This window comes from Flavobacterium chungangense LMG 26729, assembly GCF_000735715.2.
Lineage (GTDB): Bacteria > Bacteroidota > Bacteroidia > Flavobacteriales > Flavobacteriaceae > Flavobacterium > Flavobacterium chungangense.
The window spans coordinates 31,973-48,474 of sequence record NZ_JASY01000017.1 but is presented as its reverse complement, the minus strand read 5'-3'; the positions used below and the strand labels follow the sequence as shown (position 1 = coordinate 48,474).

The 16,502-nt window shown below is 33.7% G+C and carries 18 protein-coding genes; 8 read left to right on the top strand and 10 right to left on the bottom strand.

The annotated features are described in order from the left end of the window. Positions 1-52: 52 nt before the first annotated feature. The 8 genes from JE46_RS20050 to JE46_RS20015 all read left to right on the top strand — a co-directional run bounded on the left by JE46_RS20050 (position 53) and on the right by JE46_RS20015 (position 5,546). Positions 53-859 (top strand): hypothetical protein, encoded by an 807-nt coding sequence (locus tag JE46_RS20050; RefSeq protein WP_031457069.1) that lies wholly within the window; start codon positions 53-55, stop codon positions 857-859. Between the two features lie 29 nt (positions 860-888). Next, positions 889-1,374 (top strand): hypothetical protein, encoded by a 486-nt coding sequence (locus JE46_RS20045; protein WP_157505955.1) that lies wholly within the window; start codon positions 889-891, stop codon positions 1,372-1,374. A gap of 149 nt (positions 1,375-1,523) precedes the next feature. After that, positions 1,524-2,072 carry a hypothetical protein gene (locus tag JE46_RS20040; protein WP_031457067.1) on the top strand — a complete coding sequence of 183 codons (549 nt, stop codon included), beginning with the start codon at positions 1,524-1,526 and terminating at the stop codon, positions 2,070-2,072. A gap of 163 nt (positions 2,073-2,235) precedes the next feature. After that, positions 2,236-2,610 (top strand): hypothetical protein, encoded by a 375-nt coding sequence (locus JE46_RS20035; RefSeq protein ID WP_031457066.1) that lies wholly within the window; start codon positions 2,236-2,238, stop codon positions 2,608-2,610. 66 nt (positions 2,611-2,676) lie between these two features. Continuing rightward, positions 2,677-3,399 (top strand): lipocalin family protein, encoded by a 723-nt coding sequence (locus JE46_RS20030; protein WP_035136921.1) that lies wholly within the window; start codon positions 2,677-2,679, stop codon positions 3,397-3,399. 344 nt (positions 3,400-3,743) lie between these two features. Then, positions 3,744-4,040, top strand: coding sequence for a hypothetical protein (locus tag JE46_RS20025; RefSeq protein ID WP_031457065.1), 297 nt, complete (start codon positions 3,744-3,746; stop codon positions 4,038-4,040). 124 nt (positions 4,041-4,164) lie between these two features. Next, positions 4,165-4,653 (top strand): hypothetical protein, encoded by a 489-nt coding sequence (locus JE46_RS20020; protein WP_031457064.1) that lies wholly within the window; start codon positions 4,165-4,167, stop codon positions 4,651-4,653. 203 nt (positions 4,654-4,856) lie between these two features. Then, positions 4,857-5,546, top strand: coding sequence for a hypothetical protein (locus JE46_RS20015; protein WP_157505954.1), 690 nt, complete (start codon positions 4,857-4,859; stop codon positions 5,544-5,546). A gap of 180 nt (positions 5,547-5,726) precedes the next feature. On the opposite strand, the gene JE46_RS20010 is transcribed toward JE46_RS20015, so the two are convergent. From JE46_RS20010 to JE46_RS19965, 10 genes are all read right to left on the bottom strand, one after another. Further along, positions 5,727-6,131 carry a helix-turn-helix domain-containing protein gene (locus JE46_RS20010; protein ID WP_031457062.1) on the bottom strand — a complete coding sequence of 135 codons (405 nt, stop codon included), beginning with the start codon at positions 6,129-6,131 and terminating at the stop codon, positions 5,727-5,729. Between the two features lie 208 nt (positions 6,132-6,339). After that, positions 6,340-7,710, bottom strand: a complete 1,371-nt coding sequence (locus JE46_RS20005) for an alkaline phosphatase family protein (protein WP_031457061.1) — start codon at positions 7,708-7,710, stop codon at positions 6,340-6,342. A gap of 20 nt (positions 7,711-7,730) precedes the next feature. Beyond that, positions 7,731-8,978: a metabolite traffic protein EboE gene (gene eboE / locus JE46_RS20000; protein ID WP_031457060.1), complete on the bottom strand. Its 1,248-nt coding sequence runs from the start codon at positions 8,976-8,978 to the stop codon at positions 7,731-7,733. After that, positions 8,972-10,144, bottom strand: a complete 1,173-nt coding sequence (locus JE46_RS19995; protein ID WP_031457059.1) for a 3-dehydroquinate synthase — start codon at positions 10,142-10,144, stop codon at positions 8,972-8,974. Before JE46_RS19995 ends, eboE begins: the two co-directional genes overlap by 7 nt. Before the next feature lie 16 nt (positions 10,145-10,160). Continuing rightward, on the bottom strand, positions 10,161-11,057 hold the full coding sequence (gene eboC, locus JE46_RS19990) for a UbiA-like protein EboC (protein ID WP_031457058.1): 897 nt from the start codon (positions 11,055-11,057) through the stop codon (positions 10,161-10,163). Next, positions 11,058-11,966, bottom strand: coding sequence for a TatD family hydrolase (locus tag JE46_RS19985; protein WP_031457057.1), 909 nt, complete (start codon positions 11,964-11,966; stop codon positions 11,058-11,060). A gap of 3 nt (positions 11,967-11,969) precedes the next feature. Then, positions 11,970-12,833 (bottom strand): EboA domain-containing protein, encoded by an 864-nt coding sequence (locus JE46_RS19980; protein WP_051872955.1) that lies wholly within the window; start codon positions 12,831-12,833, stop codon positions 11,970-11,972. Between the two features lie 35 nt (positions 12,834-12,868). Further along, positions 12,869-13,306 carry a VOC family protein gene (locus JE46_RS19975; protein ID WP_031457055.1) on the bottom strand — a complete coding sequence of 146 codons (438 nt, stop codon included), beginning with the start codon at positions 13,304-13,306 and terminating at the stop codon, positions 12,869-12,871. Between the two features lie 68 nt (positions 13,307-13,374). Further along, positions 13,375-14,433, bottom strand: coding sequence for a ferritin-like domain-containing protein (locus JE46_RS19970; RefSeq protein WP_031457054.1), 1,059 nt, complete (start codon positions 14,431-14,433; stop codon positions 13,375-13,377). Positions 14,434-14,446: 13 nt separating this feature from the next. Beyond that, on the bottom strand, positions 14,447-16,399 hold the full coding sequence (locus JE46_RS19965; protein WP_051872954.1) for a hypothetical protein: 1,953 nt from the start codon (positions 16,397-16,399) through the stop codon (positions 14,447-14,449). Positions 16,400-16,502: the final 103 nt, after the last annotated feature.

Sequence of the window (16,502 nt, the reverse complement as noted above, 5' to 3'; positions counted from 1 at the left end):
CAACAGCCGTTAGTAGCCATTATACCCAAAACCTCAAAAAAATAATGACTTAATGCAGAATTTTATAAAATCATTTTTAATAATTATAATTTCATTTACAGCAATATGTTGTAAAAATGAAATTTCTCCAAAGACAATTAAAATTATTGAACCTTTAAAAAACTACACATCTTTTTATGCTTTAGATTCATTACCAAAAGTAATTTCTCAAGAGTTGGAAAATAAAGCTACAATAAATGAACTTAACTTGTTAATTGAAAATTATAAAAATCCTTACGTTAAAGCAATTGCTATAGATGTATTAATTAATAAAGACGACGAAAATGCATTTGAATTATTTGATAAATACATAAATTCAAAAGATAGTATTGTTTTTAGAACAGAATGCTTAAGAGAAAGTATTCTATTACCAAATTATATTTTTAACTCTACAATTTTTTCAGACAAACAAAAACTAAAAGAACAGAAAGAAAATAATAAAGATAAATTTTTTAAAATATTATTTAATCAAGAAAATCTAAATGTAGATTTAGTAGATGAAATGTATTTGTGGCTACCAAAATCTGATGAATATTATAAAATCATTAGAGAAAATATCGTGAAAAATAAATCCAAAAAATTATTACGCGCTTTAAGTGTATTTAAAAACAAAAATGATATTGGTTTAATTAAAAGTTTTGGCAAAGATTCTTTTATTGCAATTGCAAATTTTAAAGATGATGCTTTTTTGGAAATGTTTGAGAAATACATCAGTATTAATGATAATTGGGAATATAAATTTGCATTAAATCAATATCCAAAAAGTAAAACCAAAATGATGTATTTGAAAATAGAAAACTACAATAAAGTTAATAAATAACGGCTACTAACAGCTTGTAGCAACTTTAAATGAAAATCGAGAAAATAGCATATCTTTTTTTAATAGTAATAATTATAATGTTAGGTTGGAAAGCATACGATTTCTTTAATCCAAATCTTGAGAAAAAATTTGATCAAAATATTTCCAAACTTAACGACAAAAGAAAAGAACTCAATGAAATTGTTCGGTTGGCAACATTGGAAATTTCAGGTAAAAATATCCCTAATAAAGCAATGGACTTAGACGATGTATCTGATGAGTTAAGTGAAAAAATGGAAGATTTAGGATTTAGAAGTTTCCGTTTTGAATCTAGTAATAATTGTAATGAAAAGTATCGCTTTTCCTTTATAGCTTGGGAAGATTGGAATACAGATAATTTGAACTATGTTGAAATAATTTATTCGCCTTGTGATTCGGAAACTAAAAAAGGATTTCACAGTTTTGATGGTGGTCATATAGATGTTTTTGGAGCTGGTGGCGATTGGAAAATATTATCTGACACTGACTTTATATAAAAGCTGCTGCTAACAGCTTGGCAAGATTTGGGTTTTAATCTTAATTTAAAGTTGGTTTTGTGTTTCGAAAATTAGTCCTAAACCGAAAATAAATCTTAATTTAGTCCCAAACCTCGCCAAACCGGCTGGACGTTGGGGGGAAGCATAAGATGAAACAATACACAAACATATCCTCAGTTGACTATATAAATACTTTGACATTTGACTATGTTGAGATGTATTCATTTCAGCGAGGAACGGAGTTTGAAGAAAGCAATAAGATAAGTCGACCAGAATATGAGAAGTTAAAGATTAGAAAAGAAAAGCGTAACGATTTGACAGTCCTCGAAAAAAAGCGATATTATGAGTTGCACCAACTTTTTGGATTTACACAATATTTAATCGATGATAAAGGACAATTTCATCCTTCTAGCACAAAGACAAACACTTTTAAAGCGACTGACCCTCAAATAAACATACTGAAAAACATCTTGCGGACTGAAATTGTTGACGTACCATCTTGGATGTGTGCCCCTATTTATCGTGATGCAATAGTTTTTTATGACAAATTGAACCGAATCATATCTACTTTAAATATCTGTTTAAGTTGTGAATATATGGAAACGAAAATGTTTTGTCACATAAATGGAGACAATAAAACTTATGACTTGCTAAGGCAATTTTTTATTGAACTGGGACACAAAATTGAAGATAGATAAATACCAGCTGGTAACAGCTACAACGGATTTGGGCAGTTGGCTTAATGGAAAAAAAGTTTTGTATTTGGGATGATTTGGCAAATCCGAAAATAGAGTTTAATTTAGTCTAAAAACCACTGATTACCAGAACGTTGTTGGTAATTATAAATCAACAATTGTTTTTATGAATGACAAAAAAAATATACTAATAATTTTGCTTCTTATTTCTTCTTTCTGTTTTTCACAATCCTTAGATAGAAAAACAATTTCAAAAAAACATGAGATAAATCGTTCTATTGAACCTGAAGTGCGAGGAATTGAAGTTAAAAATATTATTTATTATATCGAAAATGACCTTCAGACTCTTAAAGCTTTTGAGAAGGGAAAAGTGAAATGGGAAACAAACGTAATTAAGATTCTAGGAAAACCAAAAATTGGAAAACCCGAAATTAGAGCTCTTCAATACAATAATCTAACAATTACAATTTCGTACGGAAAACATGACTTTGCAGTAGTCAATATTGAAACGGGAGAAATTAAATTTCACGGAGCAGACTAATAACAACTAGCGCCAGCAGTGGTAATATCTGCCAACGAAGGTGAATTCAATAACTTAATATAACAAATGATTAAATTAAAAATTATTACTCGCTCATTTATATACTTTACTTCAGTTTTGCTTTTATCAGCTTATACTGTTGGAATAACGGATAATCAAATAATTATAAAAGAAAAAAAACAAAGCATCTCAATTGTTCCGGGAATATATGAGTTTCAGACGAGTTGGCTTCAATCAACTGCTAATTTTAAATCCGATGGAACTTTTGAAATGAGTTACACATTAAGTGACAAACACGAAACTTCTGGAACTTGGACTATTAAGAAAGACATATTGATTCTAAAAAACGATGATAAATTCCCTGCCAATAAAAAATGGCTCATTAGGGATGAAAAACTTTATCCAATATTAAAATCATCAAAAGAATATGATATGAATTATTACTACATTTTACAAAAACAACCTACCGAAAAAGTAAATTATTCCTCATTGAAGAATTGTAAATTGAAATATTCTGATATTGATGATAATTCAACTTACATAATTATTAAAGACAATATACATACTGAGTTTCCAAATGGTGGCAAAAACTATATTAAATCAAAACTGGAATGGATAAATGATTTTGAATACAATGCAACAGTAATCGAATTAACAGCTAGCGATTTATCTTTTAAAGTTGGTGATAAGATAAATGTGAAATTTGATAAAATTGATAATGAAACTTTTTATTACACAGCGAGTTTTGAGGGTAATATAGTAACAGGGAAATTCAAAATCACTAATTAATTACTCTTCAAGGTATTTGGCAAAATCACTCTGACTCAATTACATTTGTTTAAAATGGCACAAAGTCAGTCCCGAAGGCTTTCGGGATTGCGCAACGTAAAGAAGAATACTTCGGAGAGTGGAGTTTTCAGGTTCTTTTTGATTAGTGTATTAATACTTTTGGTTATACGTGTTATAGTATGTAAGAAATAATTTTATTTTTGTATTGCAATAAAACGCAAAAACACAAACCAAAACATGCGTATAACATAAACATTCAGAGTAAAACGGCTTAAATTTATTCGCATATAAACGATTTGGTGGCAAGCACTTTGAAAATATTGCGCCCAAAAAGAGATATCTAAATGAAGCTAAAAAAAATAATACTGATTCTTATAATTTTAATGACATTCTCATGTGATTATGGTTATAAAGTATATGTTCCGATTGTTTTAAATAGAGATGAATTTTTGGAAGCTCCAAAAATGATGACAAAAAAGCATCAGGAAAATGTAATAACTGTCTTAAAACATTACGGCGAGAAATGGAAAATCGAAAACGGGAAACTATTGATTTCCGACAAAATTGATACTGAAATTTTATGGAATTATACCTCGAAAGCAAACAATCCAATTTGGTTACGTGAAAACAAAACAAAGTAGCGAGCCAGCCACCAACAGCTACAACGGATTTGGGATGATTTGGCAAATCCGAAGAATGGGCTTAATTTAGTCCAAAACCCGCTGTAGTACCAGAACGTTGTAGGGCATAACTAAAAAAACGTAAATGAATATATTTCCAATAAAACATTATGAAATAGAATTATTAAGTGACAGTTCGAAAGCACTAGCGGAATTGAAAAAAAATACACTGATTACAAATTCTCTTACTTCAGAATGGACTAAAAAAGCGTTTATTGGACAAGTAAATGAAAGCGGATTCAAAATAATCTCATCAATACCTGGACGTGGAGCATTTTGTGTTTTAAACGGTAAATTAGAATCAAAAAAAGGATTTGTTGAAATTACTATCAATAAAGCTTTCCGCATATTGTTATCAATCATATTTCTATTTCCAATTATTGGATTTATAATATCATTTTTTATAAAGGAAATTGAAGTTTCAATTTCACTAATCATTCCAACATTAATGTCTATTGTGGTTTTTAGATTTATATTAACTGAAATAGCGTTTAGAATTATTTCTAAAAACAGTTTGAAAAAACTAACTGAAATAATCGGAATTACGAATCTAAAACAAGCAGAGATTAAATAGAAATAGTAAAAGTTTGCACATATTGTTACGCCCTACAACAGCTACAACGGATTTAGGCAATAGGCTTAATGAAAAAATGGTTTGTATTTGGTATGACTTGGCAAATCCGAAGAATGGGCTTAATTTAGTCCCAAACCCGCTGTAGTGCCAGAACGTTGGCAGAGATTTTAGAACAAAAGAGGAGAATTCAACAATAAATAAAAATGAAAATAAGCATCTCTAGAATATCCATTTACATAATATTATTTTTATATGTAATTGTCTTAATTTTTTTGGTTTCTGAAAGTGAATTAAATACTACAACCGTAAAAGACATTTCAATTTTTACTAGTTCAATTTTTACTTTAATTATTGCTTTACTCCTTTTTGATAGATTTGATTACAGAAAAAAGATATTCGATAAAAAATTACAAGTAGTTCTTGAACTAATTGAATTTCTTAAAAAAACAAGACTCGGAATTTCTCAAAAGACTGAAGTAATTCGTTTTGTTGGTGGTTTATTAATAGATAGAAAGGCTATTTCAAATTTCAAAAAAAGTGAATTAGATTTTAATTCAAAAATTATATTTGATATAAATGAAGTGAGTTCATATTTTCAACAAATTGAGATGTATAGAATAAATCCTTTTATGCCAAAGTCAATCGCTGAAAGTTTAAAATTTATTGGAGAACAAGCATTTTATGGTAAACCCGAAATAGAAGAAAAATATATAAATAATTACACAAAAATATCAATCAATAATAAGCACGGGATTTTAAAAATAGAAGGGTGTTCAAGACCCGAAAATGAAATGAGTTTTAATGATTTTTTGGATTTATATCTCAATGCACTTAAAGAAATTGAATCTTGGATAAATCAACATTCTAATTTTAAATCTGAATTAAACCTCTAAAAAAACCTCTGCCAACAGCTACAACGGATTTGGGCAATTGGCTTAATGGAAAGATGGTTTTACATTTGGGATGAATTTGGCAAATCCGAGAATAGGGCTTAATTTAGTCTCAAACCCGCTGAGTACCAAAACAAAAAAAAGAGACAAAAGTCTCTTTTTAGAATTAATATATCTTTATAATTACTTATTAATCAATTTCTCAAGCCTCGCCATCATTTCATCTTTCTCTTTCAACATACGCTCATATAACGCAATTTTTTCTTCGTGCAATTTTAGTACTTGCTCTACAGGATTAAAAGTAGGGTTATCATTTTTTTGATATCCAATACTATTATCGCCAAAAGTATTAGAAATAACATTCACCGCCTGTTCTTCATCAAAATTCTGAAAAGCTTCAACCGGAATTTTTAATACAGCTGAAATTTGTTTCAACAGGCTGTCTTCAATTACATCTTTTTGCTCCAGTAAAGAAATTTTCTTTTGGTTCCAGTCTTCTCCCAGATCATAAGCTAATGCTTCCTGCTTTATGTTAAGCATTTCTCTGAAACGTTTTACGTTTCTTCCCTGATGTATTTTCTGTTCCATAACGAATATCAATTTTTCTAAAAGCTCAAAGATAAAGCCATTTGGATTAAAAATCCTGAATTTCAAAGATAAAAAAATATCCCGTAAAACATCCTTTTGTCAGATATTATACCAGTTATATTTATATTTTACTCCAATGTTTTCTGGTATAAATTATTGAAGCATGAGATATTAAACAATCTGAAATTATCTTTTTAGCCCTCCCTGCTTAATTTTTAAAGATAGTGTCTAATATATATTGACATACGGAGTTGCTCTCTATTTTCGCGGAAAGATTTTTTTTACTGATAAATACTGGTTTATCCTGCTCTTTTTCAGGAATACATCCATGGGAACCGTTAACCAATTTAGCATCAAGCGGAATCACATTCATAAGAGTACGAAATCCCAGTTTCTTTTTAATTAATTTTAAAATAATGCGTGGTAAAATAAATTTCTTTTTAGGATCCAAAAACAATTCTACAGGATCATAACCTGTTTTTTTATGAATTTCTACCGTTCGGGCAAAATCGGGTGCTTTACTATCATCCAGCCAATAATAATACGTAAACCAACTATCTTGTTCTGCCACAAGTATAAGATCGCCTGCGCGTTCGTGATTGAGGTGATACCCTGTTTTTCCTGCATCATCTAATACTTTTGCTACTCCTGATATTTTTTCCAGTAGTTTTTTGAGCTCAGGAATATCATTTTTATTTTTTATATATACGTGAGCTATCTGATGATCTGCCAATGCAAAAGCGCGACACTCACCAGTATCTAATAATTCTAATCCTCTTTCTTCTCTAATTTCCAGATAACCATGGACGCGTAAAAACCTATTGATATGTACTGGATTTGTCACCTTGGTAATCCCATACTCAGATAAAACAATAACTTCTACGCCATTGCCTTCAAAATATTCAATTAAATCCTTACATACCTGGTCAATGGCTTTGACTTCTGTTTCAATTTTTGATGATTCAGGCTTAAATTTTTGACAGCAATAATCTAAATGAGGCAGATAAATTAAGGTAAGTGTGGGATTGTGCCATTCATAAACCAGTTTTGATGCTTCGGCAATCCATTCACTGGAACGGATGGTTGTTTTTGGCCCCCAAAAATCAAAGAGCGGAAATACTCCTAATTGGTCTTGTAAGCGATCCCGTAAATTGGCAGGTTTTGAATACGAATCCGGTTTTTTCTGTCCATCAGCCCAATATTGTGGACGAGGTGTTACCGTAAAATCCGCGTCTGAATACATATTGTACCACCAAAACAAATTGGCACAAGTAAAGGCTGGATCAATCTTTTTTGCTAAATCCCATATTCTTGGAGATTGTATCAACTTGTTCGACTGTTTCCACATTTTTACTTCGGCATCAGTTCTATCGTACCATCCATTACCAACAATTCCGTGTTCTGAGGGCCATTTCCCTGTTAAATAAGTGGTTTGAGCTGAACAGGTAAGAGCAGGAAGTACAGGTTCAATGATACTTAAATGTCCCTTTTTTTTTAGCCATTGGTTCAAAAAAAGATCTGGATTTTGAAGTAAAGTAGTTGTTAGCCCAACTACATTAATAACGACTGTTTGCTGCATTGTTTTGGTTTTACTATTTTTTAAAGTGCACTTACATTTATAGTTTGCTCTTTTACATTATCGGTTACCCTATTCATGACCCATTTTAATTCTCTCTCGATAGATTTAGCCAAATCCGTTTGTAAATGAGCTGGCAGAACTTGCCATGTATAGGTCTCAACTTCTAAATGTTTGGTAAATTCTTTTTTGCGCCAGCTTTGTAAAATAGTTATAATATCATTTTGGGTAGATTGCAATAGTTGGTAATCCTCAACAAATATCGGGACATGAAAATGCGTGCGAAGCTCCTTAAAATCGGAACGTTTCATGGCTTCTATTCCATTTTTTAAGTCATTAAATTTAAGTAACTCCCCATTTATTGTTTTAATTACTGCCTGATGCAAATAAGTAGGTTCGTCAAAAGTACGCAGACATTCCTGTAGTTCTCCAATCGATGCATTTACCGAAGCTGTACATTTGAGAGCGGCACTAATTTGTAATTTTCCAATCTTTAAACCATGCTTTTCCATTTTTTGAATTACTTCTTCACTTTCTTCAAATCCAATGGCAAAATGACAAACATCGTAACAAAGCTGTATATGGTTTCGCATATATTCCTGTGCCTGCAATAAGCTGCAATCAAGAGTTGAAGCTAATGATACAGCGCCTTCACTGAGTAAATGATCTTCAAAAAAAGCAATATATTCATCGCTGTTTTCAATTATACCATCGGGCTCCGGTTCTATATCCAGATGCATCATTATCCCTTTACTCTCATAAAATTCTACTAACTGAGTAACTACTGCCACTAATTGTTTTACAGCAAGTTGTTTGGCCTTAATTAAATCAGCTTCGGTAGTGTGCCAATGCTTATAAGAGAGTGGTGAGGTCGAAATACCTCCTTCTGTACCAGATGGCAAAAGTTGGGATAAAATGGTAAAAAGTAACCGGGTATAGTTTAGTCTATCGTTGCTTGTCCAGTCCGGTAAATGGACTTTATCCTTGACCGGCTCGTTATGAAAATTTCCATACGGAAACCCATTCATCGTAAATACGTACATTTCATTTTGCGACAACCACTCTTTAAACATCGATAGATTGTTACCCAGTACTAATTCAGTAGCAGCCTGATATGAAAGACGTAAGCCAATTCCAAAAGGTTTATCTGGTGATACTTCTTTCTTGAGAGGAATACAATAAGTTTCTATGCTTTTAAAAACAGCTTCCCATGACTCGCCTGCGTGAATGTTGGTACAATAACTTAAATGACCACTTGGACTTATTAACATACTTCGGTATTTAATTGACAAAATGAATATAGATATCGAATAGATTCGGCAATTAATGTATTGTTGAGCGAATGCACTTCTTCGCCTGTTCCAATGTCACTTAATAACATAATGGTAAGCTGGCCTCCAAGATGTTCTCTAAACTCATCTAATCCTTTTATAACCTCATCAAGATGAGTATCAAGAATAGGGTGAGTTATGGCAAAACCTAAGGTTAAAAAACATTTTAAGATTCGATTCAGGCTGGGTTTGTCAATTTTATGTGCTAAAAAAGAATAAGTAACATCAAGTGCTATCCCTATTGCCACAGCTTCTCCGTGTGTCATTTCATAATTAGTAAGCTGCTCCATTTTATGTGCTGCCCAATGTCCAAAATCTAAAGGACGCGAAGAACCTTTCTCAAAAGGATCTCCTTTTTTAGAAATGTGATCGGTGTGTAAAGCTGCACAACGAATAATAAGTGTTTCCATAACCGGAATATCTCTATTGTTGAGTGCTTGTGCGTTTTGTTCTATCCAGTCAAAAAAAGAGGAATCTTTAATAAGAGCCACTTTTATGGCTTCGGATATTCCGGAACGCCAATTACGTTCACTTAAAGTCTTCAAAAAATCAGAATCATTAAGTACTGCGTATGGTGGCGCAAATGTGCCCAGAAAGTTCTTTTTACCAAAATAATTCATGCTGTTCTTCACTCCGACACCCGAATCATTTTGAGATAAAACTGTTGTAGGTATTCGGACCAGGCGTACACCACGATGTGCAATCGCTGCAGCATATCCCACAGCATCGAGTACTGCTCCTCCTCCTATTGCTATAAGAAAAGAATGTCTGTCTATTTTGTTATTGTTTATTAATTGCAGTATTGCTTCGATATGATCCGGACTATTCTTAACGGCTTCACCTCCCTGAACTACAAGTATATTAGTTTCGGTAATTTCAAATTGATAATAATTAAAATAGTTGATAACCTTTGTAATAAATTGGTTTGTACAATCGACAACCCCTTTATCAATTACAATTGTTACTTTGGGTTGTTGGAAACCCGGCTCTTTTTTAATCACATCAATAAGCGATGAATTGCTAACATCGAATAATGAACGGCTAAAAATAATGTCATAATTAAATGTGACCTGAAAATTTTGCTGAAGTATATATTGGTGTTTCATTTTTTGTAAGATATAATCAAGTAACTGCAAATTTTTTGGATAACAGAATGGATAATGGCAATAAAGCCAAAACAAATAACGCATAAAACAATCCTGCTGAACCTGCTACATAACTCGCATTAAGCGGAATTAATGACAATACTCCTGTTTTTACAGCTTTTTGTATAGTCGCTGGTTGGTTGTAAATGAAGGCTTTATATTTTGCAAAAAAATTAATTCCGTACCAAAAAAGAAGAAAGGGCAATAAAATCCAAAACCTAAACCCAAGTAAGTGTCCTACATAAACAAATAGAACTACTACAATGGCATCCAGCAGTAAAGCAACAAGTATAGCTGCTTTGTTATTACCGGATGCTTCTTTTTTGGCAGTAAGTGTAATAGCTGCAATAAATAAAATAGGAATAATACCGATATACCAATAATTAAAAACGGCATCGTTACTAATACTCATTCCTAAAAGCAAATTACCTCCCCGACAAAGTCCCATATTTAATGGACCTACAATAGGATAATGTTTACTTATCTTATCATAACTAAGTGCTAAAAGGCTAATAATAAATGCTAAAATACCACTAAGAACCGATACTATAAAAGCAAGTCCAACTCCCATTAACAACATTAGGCATCCTAGTAAAATTGCCTCATTTTTGCTAACTAAACCACGAGGAAGTATTCTTTCTGGACGGTTTATGGTGTCCGATTCCAAATCAAAAATATCATTAAATACAATCCCTCCTCCATATAAACCAATGGTAGAAAATAACAGTAACAGCAAATCAAGCATAAAATGACTGCTGTTGGTATTAAAAACTAAAACTCCCGAAATTGCAATACCCGCAAGAATATCAGTGATGGCTGTAATGATATTTGCGGGACGCAGTAAGGTTAGTAAATAAAATGGCTTGCCTGACATTTAGTTTTCTATAATAATATTAGGATATACAATTTCTTTGGCTTCCTGCCCTCTAAGAACACTACTTCCTTCAAAGAGTGTATCCTGCGTAATTACCATTTCATTTTTCCAGTCTTCTTCATGCATTTGCCCGCTTTGAGAATAAGCTGTTAATGCATTTTTATAACACGTTAAATGAACGTCTTCTTTGGCAATTCCTCTTTCCAGCATTAAAGCTGCTGTTTTAGGAACAGATAAAGGGTCGCTTACACCCCAATCGGCAGAACTGTCTACAATAATACGCTCTGAGCCATATTGTTTTACAACTTCAACCATACGTTCATTACCCATTTTGGTATTAGGATAAATTGTAAAAGCCGCCCAGTATCCCCTATCCAGAACATGTTTGGCAGTTTCTTCATTATTGTGGTCAATAACTACCATATGAGGAGCAATTCCGTGTTCTTCCAACACATCCATACTTCTAATAGTTCCGTTTTTTTTATCTCTGTGCGGTGTATGAACCATTACCGGCAAATTAAATTTTAGTGCAAGTTCAATTTGCAGTCTGAAATATTTATCCTCGGCCGCAGTCTGATCATCATATCCAATTTCACCAATAGCCACAACTCCCTCTTTTGCAGCAAATAAAGGCAATAAGTCCATTACTTTTTCTGCCAGCGCTTCATTGTTTGCTTCTTTTGAATTTAAACCAATCGTACAGTAATGTTTAATTCCGAATTGCGAAGCCCTAAATCTTTCCCAGCCAACCAAAGTGCTAAAATAATCTTTGAAAGAAGAAGCTTCTGTTCGGGCTTGACCTAGCCAAAAAGCCGGCTCAATAACAGCTACAATACCTGCGGCGCGCATAGCCTGGTAATCATCAGTCGTTCTGGATACCATATGAATGTGTGGATCTATATAATACATATGTTAAGATTTTAAGTGTGAATAATATTGCGTCCCTATTTCGTCCCATGTAACTAAACTGTCAGCCAGTGTCTCGTTGGGAATTTCATTCTCATTATAAAATGAGCTTTCTTTTAATGCTTTTATAACTGCTTGTTTTGTTAGTGCATCTCCCGTATGCATAGCATTTACTAAATCAGCTGCTATTTCCTGATTTACATAACCGACAACTAATCTCCATATTTCGGGTGATACTAATCTGCCTGCAGACCATCGTTCGTGAATATAATCATGTATGATTAAGGCTAATTTTTCGTTTTTACGTAGATCCAGATCAATAATTTGATATAGCGGACGTCCCATAAAAAGAGCTTTTAAAACCAATTGATTCCAGGCATCAACCGGCAGGCATTTTGCTGCAAAAGGATTCGCTAAAGCTATAGCATCAAACACAGCGACCATATTGGTTCTAATTCCTTCCTGAACCGTCAAAATAAAATCGGCTGCATTTTTTAAGAAAAAAAGGCTCTTATACAAACCAACCAATTCTTTTATATCTGCCATCTCTGCGAGGTTCTTTATTATTTCAACATTTTGATGCACCGGAAGCTGTGTCATTAGCAAACCACGACTAAGCTGTTGTAAATCCCAATGACTCTGTGTAAAACCGGGATATACTTCCTCCAGTAAGACGGTTTCCTCTGTCGTCCATTCGGGAATTTCCAGCGAAATTTTTCTGGCAATTAAGCCAAACGTCTGAAAAAACTGTGCGCTATTTTCAAACCTGATATTGTTTCCAAACCAATCTGCTTCAGCTTTTGAAAGTCTGCGTTGAATGATGGTTTGTATGATCTCTTCTGAGCCGGTTTTTAGTGCTATTGCTGTCATGTGGCTTTTTATTTTACAAACATTTCTCTGCCTAATTACTTCAGAATATTCTCCCGTACAACGAGTGAATTATTATCCGGATCTCTGAAAAAGAAAAAATGGTCCATATAACCTTCGTCTGAGCTATTAGTATTGATTATGACACCGTCTATTACATCAATTACAACCTCACTGGCTCTGAAATAATTAAGCGTTGCCTGAATGTCATCTACAATAAAACTGGGTACAGTTCCTGTTTCGGGCAACGGATTAAAAGGAGTCTCAATATCTTTGTACAATCCCAGCATAAAACTTTTTTCATCTTTATCCCCAAGATATAATTGTATATAAGATTCTGTCCCATAATCCCCATCAGAGTTGAGCGTATATCTGTCATCTGTTTTAAAATTGAGGATTTCCTCATAGAATTTTTTAGATTTAAGAATATCACTCACTGATAATTTTATCACTACTGCTTTTGACCTGAATTTCATAAATGGATAAATTGTTTATGGCCGGTCATTGTGTCCGGCCAAGTTATTTTAATAGTGATTTTAATTTTTTAAGGAGTAACCGAATGGGCTCCTACCTTTACAAATTCGTATGAAGGCCCAATGGTGTATCCTTCTACACCAGGAAATGGTGTTTCTGCCAATTTTTGACAAATTAGCCTAAGATCAAACATCACTCCGATAGTATTATTAAGGTAACCAGGCTCTCCATTGAAGGTGCGGTGCAAACCGTATAATAAATCGCTGTAGGACTGATTGAACAAATCTACTTGTCTTCTTTCCTGAGAACCTGCAGGCAGCATACTGGCTTTTGTATTAGGAAACATAGGCAGTACGTTACTTTCATCAAAAGGAATTTCCGGTCCGCTAAAAGAGTAACCGTGTGGCGCTGTTGGATCTTTAACCAGTTCTTTGCCCACATATATTTCCTGAAATCTGTAATAATGTGCTATTTCTCCCTCTTCGTCTACCGGTGAAGTTGAAGTTCCTTCTCCCTGCTCAATAATAATATTAATAGCATTGATCGCATCTTCTTTTGTCAAGATAGGGTATAACTGGTCTGAAGGAAAAAATTCTGAGGTTACCTGTTTTGCAGGATCACCCGGCAATATCTCAGGAGCTATATCGTTTATTTTTGCCTGCAAAGCCATATAAAATTCTCCAATTGTTTTGAATGTTGTTATTTCATTGGCTGCAAACGTCTTTTTAAGATCTAAAGGCTCTTCAGGCTCTTCAATTTCCATAAAGACATTCTTCACCAAATCACGCGAAAATTTCTCGATAGGCACAATTAAACTTCCTCCAATCCCCATTGGCAAATGTGTTGGATATTCGGGTACAAAATTCGGATTGGCAATGTCGGGTTTCCCGCCCAGTGCATTCAGTATATTTGCTGCTATACTCATGTGCAGCATTTCTTCGATTACAATAGAATGGATAATACTTCTAATAGCTGTTTCCGTATTAGGTTTAAACGAAAACAAAGCTGTTAAATACGGAGGAATAGTGGCATGTTCTAATTCTATTGCATTTTGCAATAACGGATACAACTCCTCTAAACGTTCAGCATTAACTATAGCATTTACAAATTGTGGGCTTATCTTTAGCATAATATTTTATGTTTTAAAATTCAAACAGATTAGTAATTTCCGGGATATTGAAGTCTGCCCCATTTTTTGCTCTTACAGCATCTCTAAGTCGCAGTTGATTATTTGTTAAAGGAACAGTCTCCGTTACTGTGTCTTCCTGAATTAGATTTATTTCTCCTTTTGCTTTTTGTTGTGTTACAACGATCGCTTCTCCCTCAATAATTGGATTTCTAAGCCATTTTAGAATGGTCAGTCTCTTCGTTTCGGATAAATCACGGGTAACCGGCATGTATATCGGGTCCTTAATATCCCTGTCAAAAGCAAAAATCAGAAGTTCTTTTTTGGCGATAAGTGCGTTCGGATCACTAAAATCAATAAAGAATTTGCTCATAATTGGATATAGATTGGCAAATTGTACCATTGTAGGCTGAATATCAGCCCAAACTGGTGTTTCCGGAATTTCGAAATAATCTCTTAAGTGTATGGCAATAAAATTCTGCGGCATTACAGAACCAGATGCAGGATCTGTATTAACACCTGCCAAATCATAATCTAAAGTATATATCTGACCGTCGAGATACCCTCTTGGGCTATCAATACTGTTTCCTGTTAATTTTAACACCCCTACACCATTTACGTCGGTAGTAATTACAGCATCGAAAGTCAAACCGTCTGCCGGATAATTATTCCCTGGCACGTCACAAATCGGAGGTGTATTTTGGAGTTTTGGAGTCATTGGAGTAGGTGGCTCCAAAGTAATGTATATAGCATGATTTGGCAACGGCAATCCATACTGAGAAGCATAAAAACTAATTTCATTGGTTTGATTCGTGTCCAGACGCTGTACAAATTCGTCAGCCCTCAAGACGATACCATCAACAGCTTCTCTGGCAATAACTACAAACTGATCTGCTTTTGAAGAAGCTCCAAGCAACAATAACTGGTTGTCTTTTAATGCTGAAAGAACTTCATGTGACAAATTATTAAAATCAACAATACCACTCGTACTGTTAAGCCACCCTGTTCCGTTTTGATATTCTAGTTTTCCTACAAATAGTACACCATCAGGAGAAACCATATAAGGTGTTGCGCCGGGAGGAGGTCCTATTGCAGTTTTGCTAACAGCAAGAAATAATTCAGTATTAAGAGCAATAGTACCTATTGAATCTGATACCGGAAATGAACTTCCAAAGTCAATAGAAAGTCTTGCATTTTCTTTGTCCAATATAAAATTAGAAGCTGCAAAGAAAACATTATTGTTATTTGAAACAATCCCATACAGTCTTCTGGCCGGTGGAAAAAGTTTTGGTTCACCCGAAAACCAGGGTCCCAGACTTCCTAATATACGTCCCAGCGAAAATCTGCCATCTGTAGCATGAGCATAATAATACCCAAAACCATTTAAATTAATACTAAGTCTGTTTTCCTGTGTTTTACTTTTTAAGCTCATCAAAAAAAGTGATTGATATGCAAGATCTCCCCAGACAACATCTTCAAGAACTGAAGTCCAGGTGCCTCCTAAAGGCTGCCCGTTAACTCTGGCTCCTGTTTGCTGGCGCATTTGCAAATCTCTAAAACCAGTAGGTTCAATTTTTCCTTCAAGCAACAATTCGTTCGTAGCCGTAAGAATTCTGAAGGTCACGCCCCAAAGCTGTGAAACCATCTGCTGCTGTGGATCTAAATCCACCATTTTTCCTGAATTTCTTCCTTCAGCACCACATACAATCTGACCTATAATACCATCCAGTAAAGGATCTGAACTAGTATTTCCTTCTTCGTCTGTAATTTGTTTTACATGACAATCCTGAAAGCCAAAAGTAGCACCACCCTCAGGATTCCACCATCCGTTGTTTGATCCTGTGCCAAATTCCTGGAAAGATTTTTTAAAAGTGTTGTTGTTATAATGTTGTGGATCATTATTCACAGTGGAGACATCCGAAATGAAATCTCCCGAAAATGTAAGACGAGGGACGTTTAAGTATGACATATGTTTTATGTTTTGATTAAATAAGTTTTATATTTTAACTATTAATGGGAAATAAATCTGCTGGATACCCTTCTCTGGTAAATTTATTTTATCATAAACCTTT

Excerpts from the sequence above, each read along its gene's own strand:
- JE46_RS20025 (WP_031457065.1), top strand. The coding sequence starts at position 3,744 with ATGAAGCTAAAAAAAATAATACTGATTCTTATAATTTTAATGACATTC.
- JE46_RS19965 (WP_051872954.1), bottom strand. The coding sequence starts at position 16,399 with ATGTCATACTTAAACGTCCCTCGTCTTACATTTTCGGGAGATTTCATT.
- JE46_RS19975 (WP_031457055.1), bottom strand. The coding sequence starts at position 13,306 with ATGAAATTCAGGTCAAAAGCAGTAGTGATAAAATTATCAGTGAGTGAT.
- JE46_RS20040 (WP_031457067.1), top strand. The coding sequence starts at position 1,524 with ATGAAACAATACACAAACATATCCTCAGTTGACTATATAAATACTTTG.
- JE46_RS20030 (WP_035136921.1), top strand. The coding sequence starts at position 2,677 with ATGATTAAATTAAAAATTATTACTCGCTCATTTATATACTTTACTTCA.
- JE46_RS20045 (WP_157505955.1), top strand. The coding sequence starts at position 889 with ATGAAAATCGAGAAAATAGCATATCTTTTTTTAATAGTAATAATTATA.
- JE46_RS20035 (WP_031457066.1), top strand. The coding sequence starts at position 2,236 with ATGAATGACAAAAAAAATATACTAATAATTTTGCTTCTTATTTCTTCT.
- JE46_RS19980 (WP_051872955.1), bottom strand. The coding sequence starts at position 12,833 with ATGACAGCAATAGCACTAAAAACCGGCTCAGAAGAGATCATACAAACC.
- JE46_RS20020 (WP_031457064.1), top strand. The coding sequence starts at position 4,165 with ATGAATATATTTCCAATAAAACATTATGAAATAGAATTATTAAGTGAC.
- JE46_RS20015 (WP_157505954.1), top strand. The coding sequence starts at position 4,857 with ATGAAAATAAGCATCTCTAGAATATCCATTTACATAATATTATTTTTA.
- JE46_RS20010 (WP_031457062.1), bottom strand. The coding sequence starts at position 6,131 with ATGGAACAGAAAATACATCAGGGAAGAAACGTAAAACGTTTCAGAGAA.
- JE46_RS19985 (WP_031457057.1), bottom strand. The coding sequence starts at position 11,966 with ATGTATTATATAGATCCACACATTCATATGGTATCCAGAACGACTGAT.
- eboE (WP_031457060.1), bottom strand. The coding sequence starts at position 8,978 with ATGTTAATAAGTCCAAGTGGTCATTTAAGTTATTGTACCAACATTCAC.
- JE46_RS20050 (WP_031457069.1), top strand. The coding sequence starts at position 53 with ATGCAGAATTTTATAAAATCATTTTTAATAATTATAATTTCATTTACA.
- JE46_RS19995 (WP_031457059.1), bottom strand. The coding sequence starts at position 10,144 with ATGAAACACCAATATATACTTCAGCAAAATTTTCAGGTCACATTTAAT.
- JE46_RS19970 (WP_031457054.1), bottom strand. The coding sequence starts at position 14,433 with ATGCTAAAGATAAGCCCACAATTTGTAAATGCTATAGTTAATGCTGAA.
- JE46_RS20005 (WP_031457061.1), bottom strand. The coding sequence starts at position 7,710 with ATGCAGCAAACAGTCGTTATTAATGTAGTTGGGCTAACAACTACTTTA.
- eboC (WP_031457058.1), bottom strand. The coding sequence starts at position 11,057 with ATGTCAGGCAAGCCATTTTATTTACTAACCTTACTGCGTCCCGCAAAT.